Origin of the sequence: Lactobacillus apis, assembly GCF_003150935.1 — a bacterium.
Lineage (GTDB): Bacteria > Bacillota > Bacilli > Lactobacillales > Lactobacillaceae > Lactobacillus > Lactobacillus apis.
Map to the genome: position 1 here is coordinate 339,511 of NZ_CP029476.1, position 12,990 is coordinate 352,500.

At 37.2% G+C, this 12,990-nt stretch carries 17 protein-coding genes (1 of these 17 only partly in view); 10 read left to right on the plus strand and 7 right to left on the minus strand.

The window, feature by feature from the left end; all coding sequences use genetic code 11:
* Positions 1–17 precede the first annotated feature (17 nt).
* Together mscL and DKL56_RS01605 are read right to left on the minus strand one after the other, a co-directional pair.
* Positions 18–392, minus strand: a complete 375-nt coding sequence (mscL, locus tag DKL56_RS01600) for a large-conductance mechanosensitive channel protein MscL (protein ID WP_074426378.1) — start codon at positions 390–392, stop codon at positions 18–20.
* Positions 393–464: 72 nt separating this feature from the next.
* On the minus strand, positions 465–872 hold the full coding sequence (locus DKL56_RS01605; protein ID WP_046306141.1) for a YslB family protein: 408 nt from the start codon (positions 870–872) through the stop codon (positions 465–467).
* A gap of 79 nt (positions 873–951) precedes the next feature.
* Between DKL56_RS01605 and murI the strand changes: the two genes are divergently transcribed.
* Together murI and DKL56_RS01615 are read left to right on the plus strand one after the other, a co-directional pair.
* Entirely contained in the window at positions 952–1,740 is a 789-nt protein-coding gene (gene murI, locus DKL56_RS01610; RefSeq protein WP_109715175.1) for a glutamate racemase, read from the plus strand.
* 12 nt (positions 1,741–1,752) lie between these two features.
* Entirely contained in the window at positions 1,753–2,367 is a 615-nt protein-coding gene (locus tag DKL56_RS01615; RefSeq protein WP_109715176.1) for an XTP/dITP diphosphatase, read from the plus strand.
* A gap of 63 nt (positions 2,368–2,430) precedes the next feature.
* Here the strand turns inward: DKL56_RS01615 and DKL56_RS01620 are convergent, their stop codons facing one another.
* On the minus strand, positions 2,431–3,246 hold the full coding sequence (locus DKL56_RS01620; protein WP_109715177.1) for a mechanosensitive ion channel family protein: 816 nt from the start codon (positions 3,244–3,246) through the stop codon (positions 2,431–2,433).
* 113 nt (positions 3,247–3,359) lie between these two features.
* On the opposite strand from DKL56_RS01620, the gene DKL56_RS01625 reads away from it, so the two are divergent.
* Entirely contained in the window at positions 3,360–3,791 is a 432-nt protein-coding gene (locus tag DKL56_RS01625) for a DUF948 domain-containing protein (RefSeq protein ID WP_046306148.1), read from the plus strand.
* A 19-nt stretch (positions 3,792–3,810) separates the two neighbouring features.
* A complete protein-coding gene (locus tag DKL56_RS01630) occupies positions 3,811–4,188 on the plus strand; it encodes a DUF1269 domain-containing protein (protein ID WP_109715178.1) in 378 nt (125 codons plus the stop codon).
* Between the two features lie 73 nt (positions 4,189–4,261).
* On the opposite strand, the gene DKL56_RS01635 is transcribed toward DKL56_RS01630, so the two are convergent.
* Positions 4,262–5,368 carry an aminopeptidase P family protein gene (locus DKL56_RS01635; protein WP_074426385.1) on the minus strand — a complete coding sequence of 369 codons (1,107 nt, stop codon included), beginning with the start codon at positions 5,366–5,368 and terminating at the stop codon, positions 4,262–4,264.
* Between the two features lie 146 nt (positions 5,369–5,514).
* On the opposite strand from DKL56_RS01635, the gene DKL56_RS01640 reads away from it, so the two are divergent.
* Entirely contained in the window at positions 5,515–6,516 is a 1,002-nt protein-coding gene (locus DKL56_RS01640) for a substrate-binding domain-containing protein (RefSeq protein WP_109715179.1), read from the plus strand.
* Positions 6,517–6,565: 49 nt separating this feature from the next.
* Here DKL56_RS01640 and DKL56_RS01645 read toward each other — a convergent pair whose 3' ends face one another.
* Positions 6,566–7,936, minus strand: a complete 1,371-nt coding sequence (locus tag DKL56_RS01645) for a glycerophosphodiester phosphodiesterase (RefSeq protein WP_046306155.1) — start codon at positions 7,934–7,936, stop codon at positions 6,566–6,568.
* 83 nt (positions 7,937–8,019) lie between these two features.
* On the opposite strand from DKL56_RS01645, the gene DKL56_RS01650 reads away from it, so the two are divergent.
* From DKL56_RS01650 to DKL56_RS01670, 5 genes are read left to right on the plus strand one after another with little or no spacing between them, the layout of a single operon-like run.
* Positions 8,020–8,352: a hypothetical protein gene (locus DKL56_RS01650; protein ID WP_074426388.1), complete on the plus strand. Its 333-nt coding sequence runs from the start codon at positions 8,020–8,022 to the stop codon at positions 8,350–8,352.
* 10 nt (positions 8,353–8,362) lie between these two features.
* Positions 8,363–9,763 carry a bifunctional metallophosphatase/5'-nucleotidase gene (locus DKL56_RS01655; protein WP_109715180.1) on the plus strand — a complete coding sequence of 467 codons (1,401 nt, stop codon included), beginning with the start codon at positions 8,363–8,365 and terminating at the stop codon, positions 9,761–9,763.
* Positions 9,738–10,319 (plus strand): YutD family protein, encoded by a 582-nt coding sequence (locus DKL56_RS01660; RefSeq protein WP_109715181.1) that lies wholly within the window; start codon positions 9,738–9,740, stop codon positions 10,317–10,319. Before DKL56_RS01655 ends, DKL56_RS01660 begins: the two co-directional genes overlap by 26 nt.
* Positions 10,320–11,096, plus strand: coding sequence for a TIGR01457 family HAD-type hydrolase (locus tag DKL56_RS01665; RefSeq protein ID WP_109715182.1), 777 nt, complete (start codon positions 10,320–10,322; stop codon positions 11,094–11,096).
* The gene (locus DKL56_RS01670) at positions 11,093–11,701 is read left to right on the plus strand and encodes a TIGR01906 family membrane protein (protein ID WP_109715183.1); all 609 of its coding nucleotides are present in this window, start codon (positions 11,093–11,095) and stop codon (positions 11,699–11,701) included. The genes DKL56_RS01665 and DKL56_RS01670 overlap by 4 nt, the downstream gene beginning before the upstream one ends.
* A 12-nt stretch (positions 11,702–11,713) precedes the next feature.
* On the opposite strand, the gene DKL56_RS01675 is transcribed toward DKL56_RS01670, so the two are convergent.
* Together DKL56_RS01675 and DKL56_RS01680 are read right to left on the minus strand one after the other, a co-directional pair.
* Positions 11,714–12,364, minus strand: coding sequence for a VTT domain-containing protein (locus tag DKL56_RS01675; RefSeq protein ID WP_109715184.1), 651 nt, complete (start codon positions 12,362–12,364; stop codon positions 11,714–11,716).
* An 11-nt stretch (positions 12,365–12,375) separates the two neighbouring features.
* A protein-coding gene (locus tag DKL56_RS01680; protein ID WP_109715185.1) for an NAD(P)/FAD-dependent oxidoreductase crosses the window boundary here: on the minus strand, positions 12,376–12,990 show its 3' portion. The gene runs 387 nt beyond the window's last position; only the last 615 of its 1,002 coding nucleotides appear in the window; its start codon lies beyond the right edge, outside the window; the stop codon is at positions 12,376–12,378.

The following is a 12,990-nucleotide window of genomic DNA, read 5'->3' on the forward strand; positions in this document are numbered from 1 at the left end:
TGACGAACAGATCACTATTAGTTGTTTCTAGCTTGTAAAAGATCACGAATTTGTTTTAAGTAATCTTCTGAAGTAGGTTGAGCTGGTTTTTGCTCAGCAGGTTTAGGTCTAGTTACTTTGTTGACTGCTTTGACAAGCAGGAAGACAATAAAGGCGATAATTAAGAAATTAATCACCGTATTGATAAATGCACCATATTTAAATGTTGCACCGCCAACTTTCAAAACTAAGTTGGATAAGTCGATTCGACCGATAAATAGACCGATAAGTGGGTTGATTAGGTTGGATACTAATGAATTTACAATATTGGTGAATGCACCGCCGATGATAACACCGACTGCTAAATCAATTACATTGCCACGTTCAATAAATTGCTTAAATTCTTTCAGCATAATTTTTTCCTCCATTCTCACTTTAATCATAGAGCAAAGATGGCAAGAAACTCAATTAAGCTGCTTTTTAATTTAATCAAATTTGGCTGCTATGTGAACTAAATTATTTTTGTGATCAATTTCTAATTCGCATTCAGTTGTGCGGCCAGTTTCTTTTTCAACTGCCTCCGCAATGATTCCTGCTTCAAGCGAAAACTCTTGGCTGTCACTATTAAGCCGGTCGGTAACGCTTTGGCCTGCTAATTCAAAATCAATTTCTGTTCTGCGTTCCTTTATTTTAGTTAAAGTGCCAAATTCAGTTGTTTCAAAGAAACTATTAACATCTTCAAAGGAAGCTAAATCATATTTACGAGCGATTCTTTTGCCGCCCCAATATAAAATTTCTTCGCTCGTTTCACCCAAAATAGTTGGTAAAAGAAAGTCGCGATATAACTGATTAACAAAATATACGTGTTCACTTTGTTGCTGATTGTCTTGCATTAAGAATTCATCCCTTTTATTTTCTTATATTTTACCTTAAAATTGATTGAAATAGAAAAAAATAAGGGGATTTTATATTATGGATAATCGGCCAATCGGGTTGTTAGATTCTGGTGTTGGCGGTTTAACGGTAGTTAAAAAAATTATTGCGCAAATGCCAAATGAAGCAACAGTTTTTATTGGTGATAATGCACATATTCCATATGGTGATAAAACTAAAGACGAAATCACTGAATTAACGAGACAAAGTGTTGAATTTTTATTGAGTAAAAATGTTAAATTGATTATTTTTGCCTGTAATACAGCAACTAAGGTTGCACTAGATGTTATTCAAAATGAAACTAACACTAAGCTGATTGGTGTGATTAAATCTGGCAGCATCGCTGCAATACGTGCGACTAAAAATAAGCATATTGCTGTTGTCGGGACTCAAATGACGGCATCATCGCACGCTTACAAAAAAGAAATTACGGCGCTTGATCCTGCAATTGAAGTTACAGAATTAGCTGCTCCTAAGTTAGTGCCACTAATCGAAAATAATGCTACACCAGCGGACATTTTGCCTGTTTTAACGGAAACACTAGAACCATTACAAAAGAAGAGTTTTGATACGTTAATCTTGGGCTGTACCCATTATCCAATTATTCAAAAGCAATTTGCACAGTGTTTACCTAATAACGTGCAATTAATTAACCCTGCTGATGAGATCGCCAGATATACAGAAGAATTATTGCAGACCAAAGGAGCAGCATGTGAACGGCCAAATTTGGGCAAGCATGAGTACTTTACAACTGGGGATGTCAAAAAAGTAAATAAATTGGGTGCGCAAATTCTCGCTGAGCCTAATTTCAACGCAATTCAGGTATAAAAGGGACAAAAAATGAAAGAAATTTTATTTGCTACAACTAATCAAGGAAAAGTAAGAGAGCTTCAAGAGGCCTTCAAACAGGCTAAGATTGACGTTCAAATCAAGACTAATGCAGATTTAAAGCATCCACCTATCGTTGAAGAATATGGAACGACTTTTGAACAAAATGCGAAGCTAAAAGCACATGCTTTGGCTGAATTTAGTAACATGATTACGATTGCTGATGATTCTGGTTTGATGGTTGATGCACTTGATGGTGCACCTGGGGTGCGATCAGCACGTTTTGCTGGTGAAGAGCACAATGATCAAAAAAATAATGCTAAATTGTTAGTTGAGCTCGGTGGAGTTCCATCAGGAAAGAGAACGGCCAAATTTAATACAACAATTGTGGCATCATATCCAGGCGAATTTGAACATGACTTAGTTGTTTCTGGTCAGTGCGCGGGTCGAATTCTGGTGGCACCAGAAGGTGAAGATGGTTTTGGTTACGATCCACTTTTTTATGTGCCAGAAAAAGGAAAAACTTTTGCACAGATGACGGTTGCTGAAAAAAATGGACTATCACATCGTGGTCGAGCAATCCAAAAGCTGCTTGAGAAATTTCCGACCTGGTTAGCCCAGTTTTAAACAAAAAAGGTTAATTACACTAAAGTATGTCGTTTATCACGAACTTAATGTAATTAGCCTTTTTTATTGCGCTAAATTGATGTCATGTGCCTGTAAAGTTTTTAAATACTCAGATAAATAGCGGTCTTGCACTGCTTTTTCATTGCCTGGCTTGACTTGAAAATGAATAACATATTTCACTGTTTGAGCAGTTTGAGAAGTAACCCCAACAATTAATGGTTTTTGAATAAGTGCTTTTTCTTTGCCCTCATTTTGTGAGTTAACCTGATTGATTAACTCTCGAACATAATTGAAGTCACTATCAACTTTTAACTGCAGTTCAATGTCGAGTCCTGTACCACCGTGTGCGAGATTCTGAACAATTGAGATGTTACGATTAGGAATATAGATGATAGAACCATCGGTGCCTTTGAGTCTAGTAGTTCTGAGTCCCAGTTGAATCACTACACCCGTTTGATTGTTTATTTGAACAAGGTCTCCCACATCAAATTGGTCTTCACTTAAAATAAAGAAGCCATTGACGAGGTCACTAACAAAGCCTTGTGCGCCCATCCCTAATGCAAGTGAGAAAATACCAGCGCTTGCGAGCAAGGTGCCGATTGGAACACCCAGAATTGATAAAACTGCAAAGAGGTAAAAGAAAATTACAGTGTAGGAAAAAATACTATTAATTAAGGCAGCGACTGTCTTAGAACGCTTATTTTGGGGCCTTTTGCTGTTTTTCCAATAATGACTAATTATTTTTTTACCAAAATGGGAAATTAAGAAGAAGATAATTGTGGAGATGGCAAGCTGCCAAACCACGGTCAACACTTGCGTACCAATTTGGTCCCAATTAAATTTTAAATTTCTTTGATTTAGTTGAAATGTCGGTTTCATGGTTTTCCGCCTTTCTTATATGCATATTAATCATAGCAAAATATTACATATAGATTGAGATTGAAGCATTTTCATGCTAGACTTTTTTTAAGGTATAGAATTGGAGGTAGAAGATGGAGAATATATCTTATGGTGAAGTAGCAGGGTTAATTGCCGCTGTGGCATTATTAGTTTTGATACTTTTCACAATTCCTGTACTTATCCACGCTGCAAAAGCAGCAAAGCAAGCGAATCAAACAATCAAAGCTGCCAACGAATCACTTGAACAAATCTCAAAGGATGTTGATGTTTTGGCCCATCAAACAAGTGACTTGCTTGATAAGACCAATGTGCTTTTAGCAGATGTCAATGTTAAGATGGAGACTTTAGATCCTGTTGTCAAGGCTGCTGCTGATTTAGGTGAAAGTGTCTCAGATGTGAACGCCTCTTCACGTAAGATGGCAAAGCGGGTTAGCAACTTTCATTTAAATAGTGGTAACGGGTTCGTATCTTCTGCTTTATCGTCAATGTTTGCGCGTAGGAAACGTCGCAAGGGTAAAGAATAGAAAAAAGGAGTTTTTTACAATGAAGAAATTTTCAAACTTTGTTTTAGGTGCAATCATTGGTGGTGCAGCAGGTTTTCTAGCTGGCTCATTATTAGTTAGTGATGAACAAATCGATGATTTGAAGAAAAAAGTTAAGGACAATGACACTGTTCAAGACCTTAAGAAGAAATATGACAATGGTACTGAAGTCGTAAAAAATCAATTAGCTTCATTCCCAAAGAATGTTGAAGATGATTCTGAATTGAAAGATTTTGATGATATCGTGATTGACAACTCTTCAGACGATGATCCAATGTTAGCTGATAAAGCTGAGGATTCAGTAAGTGATTTACACAATGCTGAAGCACCTGAGAGACCAGATGCTTTTCCTAAAGAGGATCCTTCAACAAGACCATAATTAAAATTGCTTAATAAAAAATGCACTAGCAGGAAGTTAAATTCTGTTAGTGCATTTTTAGTTCTTGTAAATACTAATCACTAAGTGGGATGTATTTAAGTTCCTTGCTGGTATGGGTAAATGGTTCATAACCGTCTTTAGTTACAACACCACAGTCTTCGATTCTAACACCAGCAACGCCTGGAAGATAAATTCCTGGTTCAATCGAGAAGCACATGCCTTCCTCGATTACCAAGTCATTGCCACCAACAATTGAAGGGTACTCATGGACGTCTTTACCAATTCCGTGACCCAAACGGTGAATGAAGTATTCGCCGTAGCCAGCCTTTGTAATGATGTCACGTGCAACTCCATCTAACTCAGAAGCGGTCATGCCAGGCTTAACTGCATCAATTGCGGCTTGCTGTGCTTCACGATCAATTTCATAGATTTCTTTAGCTTTAGCACTTGGTTCACCGTAGGCAACTGTTCTACTAGCGTCTGATGCGTAGCCGTTATGCATAGTTCCAAGATCAAATAAAACTAGTTCATTAGGTTGAACTTTATTCATTGTTGGACCTAAGTGTGGATTAGCTGCATTTGCCCCGGTTTGAACAATTGTTTCAAAACTTTCGTGCATAACACCTTTTTGCACCTTTAATTGATATTCAATTTGTCCAGCAATATAGCGCTCGGTTACACCAGTTTTAATTGCGTTAAAACCAATCTCAAAAGCAAAATCTGCTTCGCGTCCGGCAGCTTGTAATTGTTTAACTTCTTCTGGTGTTTTATATAGTCGAATTTTAGCAATAAAATTTGAAACATCACCATCAAAATTTGCGTCTGGAAATTGTTCATGCATCAGTTGGAAATGTGCTACAGACAAATTATTTTTCTCTAGTGCCCATTTTTGGTATTCTGAAGTCCTACCTTTAATTTTATCTGCAATTACTGCCCATGGGTCTTCTGAATCAAGGTAGCCGAAGACATCACCATCCCAAGCAGAATTTTTAGCTTCTTCAACATTTAAGGCAGGAACGAAAACAAATGGATCGCTATCTTTAAATGCTAGAAGAGCAAAGATACGCTCGTGTGGTTCCATGTCGTAGCCAGTAAAATAAGCGATTGTGGTTGGATTGGAAATATAAGCAACATCATTGCCAGATGCTTGCAGCCATTCTTGTAATTTGTTTAAATTCATAAACTTTTCCTTTCATATCAAGTAATTAATTATGAAAAGTATATCATGTTATAGCAATGAAAAAATGAAAGAATAGCTGTAAACGTTTGCACTTTTTGGGAAATCATGATAAATTTGTTAGGAGTATTCAAGATAGGGGATTAGAGATGCGTAAACAAGATATTACAATTTATGACGTTGCTCGCGAAGCTAAAGTGTCGATGGCGACCGTTTCACGAGTAGTTAATGGCAATACCAATGTTCGTAAAGATACACGTGAACGTGTATTAAAGGTGATCAACCGGCTGCACTACCAGCCAAATGCAGTAGCGCAAGGGCTTGCCTCTAAACGAACAACAACGGTTGGACTAATCGTTCCAGATTTAACTAACCTTTACTTTGCTGAGCTTTCAAAGGGAATAGATGATATCGCATTACTGTACAAGTATAATATCATCATTACTAGTATTGAAAACCGCTTAATGAAGGAAGATCAAGCAATTCAAGGTCTATTGAACAAGCAAGTTGATGGCATAATTTACATGTCAGATAATTTGCCAGAAGAAGCTGCCGAAGCTTTCAAGCGTACAGATACACCAGTTGTTTTGGCTGGTACTAAAAGTAATCACCAAGAGTTTCCGTCAGTTGCAATTGACTACATGAAGGCTGACACTGAGGCATTAAATTTACTTTATAACGATGGTAAGAAGAACTTAGCGCTTGTATTAGATGATCCAGATACAGTCGTAAATGCAGAAAACCGCATTCCAGCATATAAGAAGTTTATGGCTGATCATAACTTGGGTGAAGGGCACATTTATAGCAATATTAAAGATCATTCTGATGGCTATAATCTGTATTCCCAATTGCGTCAGGATGGCATTGATGGTGTAATCGTTACCCGAGATATTACCGCTGTCGGCATTTTAAATGCCGCAACTGATGCAGGTACAAAGATTCCTGAAGAAATGGAAATTGTAACTGCTAGTGCAACACAGATTGCTTCTGTCGTTAGACCAGCACTGACAGCCATTCGTCAACCACTTTATGATATTGGTGCTGTGGCAATGAGATTGCTAACTAAGCTAATGAACAATGAAGAAATTGACAAAAAGCAAATTGAATTGCCATATGAATTGTTGAAAAAGCAAAGCACGGCAAATAAATAATAAACAAAAAATCGATTCATTATTTAAGTGAATCGATTTTTTGCTACTTTCAATTATTTAACTTCCAAGTTGCTCTAATTTGTTGGGTAAAGTTTAGAGTTTTTGGCGCTTGTAAAGGCAGATATTCCAGTAGAGCGATATTAGTGTAGCGATTAATTCTAGGTAGCTTATTGTAATTATGCCAACTAGTTCCGTCAAAAAAACCGTAGAAAAGAATATCGCGAGCCTTAACCCAACCTAAAGAGGTGTATAGCCACATGCTTTTTGGACTGCCATTAAAGTTCTGAATTTTATACAAAGTATTAATTGGCATTTCTTTTTTTGTTTTTGCTTGATTTTCAGGTAAGCGATAAATCGGTACTTTGTGTTGGGGCTTGGCCAGTATTTGTTTGTCTTGGTACGGAGCAACATCCTGTTGCTTTAAATCAAGGTTAACAAACTCGGCGGAAATGAAGGTCTGATTGTCTATTTGGTAATAGAGCTGATTGTGGGCACGGACGCCGTACATTACTTCCAATTTTTGCCCAGGTTTAACATACTTCTTTTGTTTAACTCTGACGTATGGATTCATCATTGTCGCTGTTTTTTCTTTACCAAAATAGATGCCGTTACGATGAATGTCGTATTTCTTAGTGCCTTGCTTAGCCAGCTTATATTTAAAACCGGTACTTGGAAAGTTGGTTACAACGCCATCAATATTTTTATTGATCAGCCAATGCCATAATTCAGGTGATTCATCCATTTCTGCCCAAACATAAACTTGCTTGTTGATGCGATGAAGCCAGTGAATTAGCCAAGAGTGATTCAAAATCAAGTCCGACGAAACATTGACCGCATCGACTTGCGGTAAATTACTAAAATTGATTCGTTTAAGGCTACCGACAAGTAAAATTAGGTATGCGTCTGGCATGACTTTCCGAAAGTGAAATAAGCTTGCCGCCGAAAAAGAGTGAATCATAACCCTTTTTTCCATATGATATTTTTTAATTGTTGCAGCAATTTCATCTTCTAGTTGGTAAGACGGATCAATTGAATGATCAATTTTGGTTTCTAAAACAAATTTGGTATTTGGCTTTTTTTGATAGTGTTCAAATAACTCATCCAGACTCATCACATGTTCACCATTATCATATGTTAATTGGCTAAGTGCCTGCCAAGTATTTTGTGATACAATTGCATGTGTATGAGTAACTCGATATAAATCATCATCATGTGAGACGACCAGTTGTCCATCTGCTGAAAGATGAAGGTCGAGTTCAACGTAATCAGCACCTGAATTAAAGGCGGAATCATCGCTCTGGATTGTTTCTTCAGGATATTTCGTGGGATCGCCGCGGTGCCCGACAACAGTAAAACCACTACTTGTCAAGAAGATTATGGTAAGAAAAATAGCCGTAAATACATGGCTTTTACGTTTCATGTGTACACCTCTATTGTTTATTACGATAGCATGGTTACACATTTTTTGCTATATTTAACAGTTTAATTTTAGGGATAATTTAGATGAAGCAAGAGTATGAAGAATTAGATTTAATTGAAGAAATCACACGCAATGATGGCAGTAAATACTTTGAAATTTCTAACATTGATCAAAATGGGATAGCCGAACTGGCGGTTGATCACGGGAATATAAAAAATGTGCGCATCTTGCAACTAAATATTCCACGTACTAAAGCGTTGATCACTTATGAAGAGTATATTAACAAAAACTACCACCTTGAAACATTAACCAATGAGGATGATTGGAAAAATCCTGATTGGGTTGAATGGGATAAGCCAAAGGGTAAAGTCTTGGATGCGTACGAAATGATTTTGAAATCGAATCAGATCGGTTAGGGGACAAGAGATGGAAAAACTTCGCATTTTACATACTAATGATTTGCACTCACATTTTGAAAACTTTCCTAAAATCGGTCGTTATCTGCAAAAGGCGCAACAAGATAAGACTGTCGACCAGGTGCTAACGTTTGATGCTGGTGACTTCATGGATAGATCCCATCCATTAACTGATGCAACTTATGGTCAAGCTAATATTAAATTGATGAATTCGTTTAATTACGATGCCATCACAATTGGCAACAATGAGGGAATATCGAACTCGCATGAAGTAGTTGAGCACCTTTTTGATCATGCCAATTTTCCTGTAGTTCTTGCTAACTTACGTGAAGAAGATGAATCAATGCCGCATTGGGCGGTTCAAGATAAAATTCTGACAACCAAAAAAGGCACAAGAATTGCATTAATTGGTTTAACGGCTGCTTATCCCTTATCTTATGAACCTAATCATTGGCACGTTAAAATGCTAAAAGATGCGATGGATGAAGTTCTATCCAAAATTGAAGGAAAATATGATGTTTTAATCCTATTGACGCATGTTGGTCTTAATATGGATTCCTTTTTGGCCCATAATTATCCAGAAATTGATTTAATCATTGGTGGCCATACGCATGATCTGTTACCACATGGCAGAAATGTAAATGGTGTTTGGATTACTCAAACTGGTAAATGGGGTCATTATGTAGGAAATATTCATGTGGAAATTGATGACAAGCACCATATCCAAAGAATCTCACCACATGTTGTAGCTACAAGTTCGATGAGAGAACATGATGATGATCAAAAAACCATTTTAGGTTACCAAGAACGTGGAAAAGAAATCCTAAGCCAAGAGAAAGTTGCAGATTTACCAGAAAAATATGATGAAGACCGTGAGGCAGCAATTGATGTGTCTCTAGATGCGATTGCTGATTTTGCAGGAACAAATCTAGCAATGTTAAGTACTGGCTTATTTTTAGAACCATTTAAAAAAGGAATCATAACTAAGTATGACTTGCAAAAAATATTGCCTCATTCAATGCACGTTGTACGCTCAAAATTAAAAGGCAGTGACCTATGGCGCCTTGTAATGGAAATCGAAAAAAATCGCCATTACCTTGATCATTTTCCACTTCAAGGGATGAGTTTTCGGGGAAAAGTATTTGGTCAAATGCACTATCGCGGAATAAAGTTTGATCCACTAAGCAAAGCCGTTTTTGTTGAGGGGAAGGAAATAAACCCAGCAAAAGAATATCAAATTGCTGTTTTGGACCACTATGTTTTGGTGCCTTTTTTCCCTACGCTTGCAATTGTGGGGGATAATCAATTTTTATTCCCACAATTTTTGCGTGAAGTAATTGGTGATTATTTAGCTAAAAAATATCCAATAATAGGAAGTGAAACTAATGGTGGACCAAAAGAGCCCAATTGATGAATCAAAAAAAGAAAATAAGTTTGATGAACAGCAGCCGCTTCGTCATCCACTTGCAGCGGTCAAAATAGTTGGCAAGCAAATCAAAATTAACAAGCAACTGTATCAAGTACTTGTGGATAAACAAGAAGCGCTCGATACTGAACTTTTAAGTAAAAAATATGACCCTTATTTAGATCAGTATGATTATATTGTGGGTGATGTTTCGAGCGAACACCTGCGCTTAAAAGGCTTTTTTAAAGATAAAGTACAAACGGCAATTGACCGCAAGGAACAGACAATTGCTGATTATTTGATAGAATACTGTAATCCTGGTGGTGGCTATTTTATTTTGCAACTGGTGAGCCCGGTACATCACTACCGAAATACTAAGTTTAAAAGACGTACCAGTGTAACCCGCTATAAGAAGCAAACTGCACCTAACAATAAGACTGCTACTTTTAAAAAGTATAAAAAGAGTGCGTCACGCATCAAAAAACCAAAAACAGTTACAGTGAAAAAGGCACAAGCTAATAATCACACTTTTGTAATCAAAAAGAGGAAAGGTAGCAATTAAGTGAAAGATTATCAATTGTTTTTAATTGATCTGGATGGAACAATCTATCGCGGAAAAGAGACTATTGCATCCGGTGTAAGATTTGTTCATCGACTTGAGGCAGCTGGCAAAAATTATCTTTTTTTGACTAATAATACAACACGTACACCGCAAATGGTTGTAGATAAGTTGGCTGGGCATGGAGTAGCGACAGATACTTCACATGTGTATACGCCTTGCATGGCGACTACTAGTTATTTGCTAAATAAAAAAGAGACTGATAGTGGCAAAATTGGTGTTTATTTAATTGGACAAATTGGTTTATGGCATGAATTTCTCAGCCATCCCGAATTCGAAATCAACGAAGAGAAGCCAGATTACGTAGTGGTAGGAATGGACACTGATTTGACTTACCACAAAGTTCAAGTTGCTACTAACGCAATTAGAAATGGCGCGAAGTTTATTGGGACAAATGCTGATGTCAATTTGCCGAGTGAAAATGGCTTATTACCCGGAAACGGTTCACAATGTGCGATGATCGCTACGGCAACAGGAGTAGAGCCACTGTTCATTGGGAAGCCTTCCGAAATTATCATTGAACGTGTTTTGCAAAAAATGGGTTGTTCAAAAGAAGACGCACTAATTGTGGGTGATAATTATGATACAGATATCAAAGCTGGATTTAACAGTAAGGTGGACCAACTGCTAGTTACAACGGGCATTACTCAGCCAGAAGATATTGCAGATAAAAAGCAACCAACAATTTTAGTTGACGACTTGGATAAGGTTAAACTATGAAAAAAAGCAATCCCATTTTAGCCGTAATGTTTCATTTCATATTCGGTATTACTAGTAGTGTTGTTGGTGCAATAATTGCAAGCTGGCCCTTACTACTTGTTTTTGTCATTGTTCAAAAGACTTATAAAACTGTCAACCTATCAGTTGGGCAAGTAATTCATAACTATAATCAACTGTTGGGTTATTTGGTTTGGCCATTTAAGCAGCATTTGCATATGAGCAATTTCCCAACTTCAGTAATGGCGGCGCAACACTTTGCGGAAGTAAAGAGACTGTTTATTTTAGCGGTTTTTGCGTTTTTGTGCTGCCTAATAATTTTCTTAATTACTAAAAACAAAAAAAGCAAAGCACTTAAACTTGATAAAGTTTGGACTTTACTCTTTTTACTTTTACCAATTGTTGTATTACCGTTTGCTTTAACTAACTTTGACGATTTCTTTATTACTTTTCACCATTTATTTTTTGCCGGTAGTAACACATGGTTATTTGATCCATCAACCGATCCAATTATTAACGTACTTACAGAAGGCTTTTTTGCGTCATGCTTTGCAGTGGGCGGAATTATTTATGAATTATATTTTGTAAATCAATTATTGAAAAAATAAAAAGGAGTTCCATTAATGGAGCTCCTTTTTTTGTGTCATTCGTTTTTTTAAGCCAACAATTAAAATTGGTAAAACTGAAATAAGTATGATTGCTAGAATTAACATTGAGAAATGATCTTTAACAAATGGAATGTTGCCGAATAAGGCACCAATGATTGTAAAGAGCCCACTCCAGATAATACCGCCGATAATATTGTAAACGGCAAACGTACCGTAGTGCATTCTACTACCACCAGAGATAAAAGGAACAAATGTCCTAATAAAGGGGATAAACCTACCAATTACAATTGTGATTGAGCCATGCCGCTCGAAAAATCGCTCGGCTGCTTCACGGTTTTTTTGGTTAATTAGCTTATTAAACCAGGAGTGTTTCGCTCCGGCCTTGACCGAACGTGCCCCGATTTCATAGTTACATGCATCACCGAGTATTGCGGCTAGTAAAACTGCAAAATACACGAGCCAAATGTTGAGGTGATATTTTGGATTGACTGCCATTGAACTAGCGGCGAAAATCAATGAATCACCTGGCAAAAAAGGGAAAATGACTAATCCAGTTTCAATAAAAATAATGGCAAAAATAATCAAGTATGTCCAGCTGCCAAACTGGTTGACTATTTCAATCAGATGGTGATCAATGTGAAGAATAAAATTGATTATTGTCATATATGTTGCTCCTAAATACTGGTTGAATGAATCGTTAAGGTCTTTTCGGGAAATAGTGCACGCATAATTGCAGTTACTGCAATCTGTGCTTCGCCAAATCCAAGACCGATGACCGGAACTTTGCCGGAATAAGCTGCTACATCTCCAATCGCATAAATGCCAGGGATGTTAGCTTCCATTTCACGCGAAACTTTAATATGGCCATCTTCAAGGTCAACACCCCATTTGCGGACAATACTATTATTCGCGCGAAAGCCATAAGCAACGACGATTTGATCGAACCGCTTTTGTAATAACTCAGTTTGACCGACCTGCTTAAGTCCGATATCAAGTTGATTATTTCGTATTGCAATCGTTTTAGGAAGATAAGGAGTGAGAACTTGAACATTTTTTAAACTTTTAAGTTCTTGCAATGTTGATTCTAAACCGCGGAAATCTGCCCTTCGATGAATTAAATTAATTTTAGTTCCGGGTTGCTTTGCTAATTCAAGTGCCCAGTCAAGTGCAGAATCTCCGCCACCAAAAACGCCGATTGATTTTCCAGCAAAGTGACTCGGGTCTTTAATAAAGTAATGGACACGCTTTTCAATTGTTTCATCCATCTTCAGCGGGAACTTTTTAGGAGA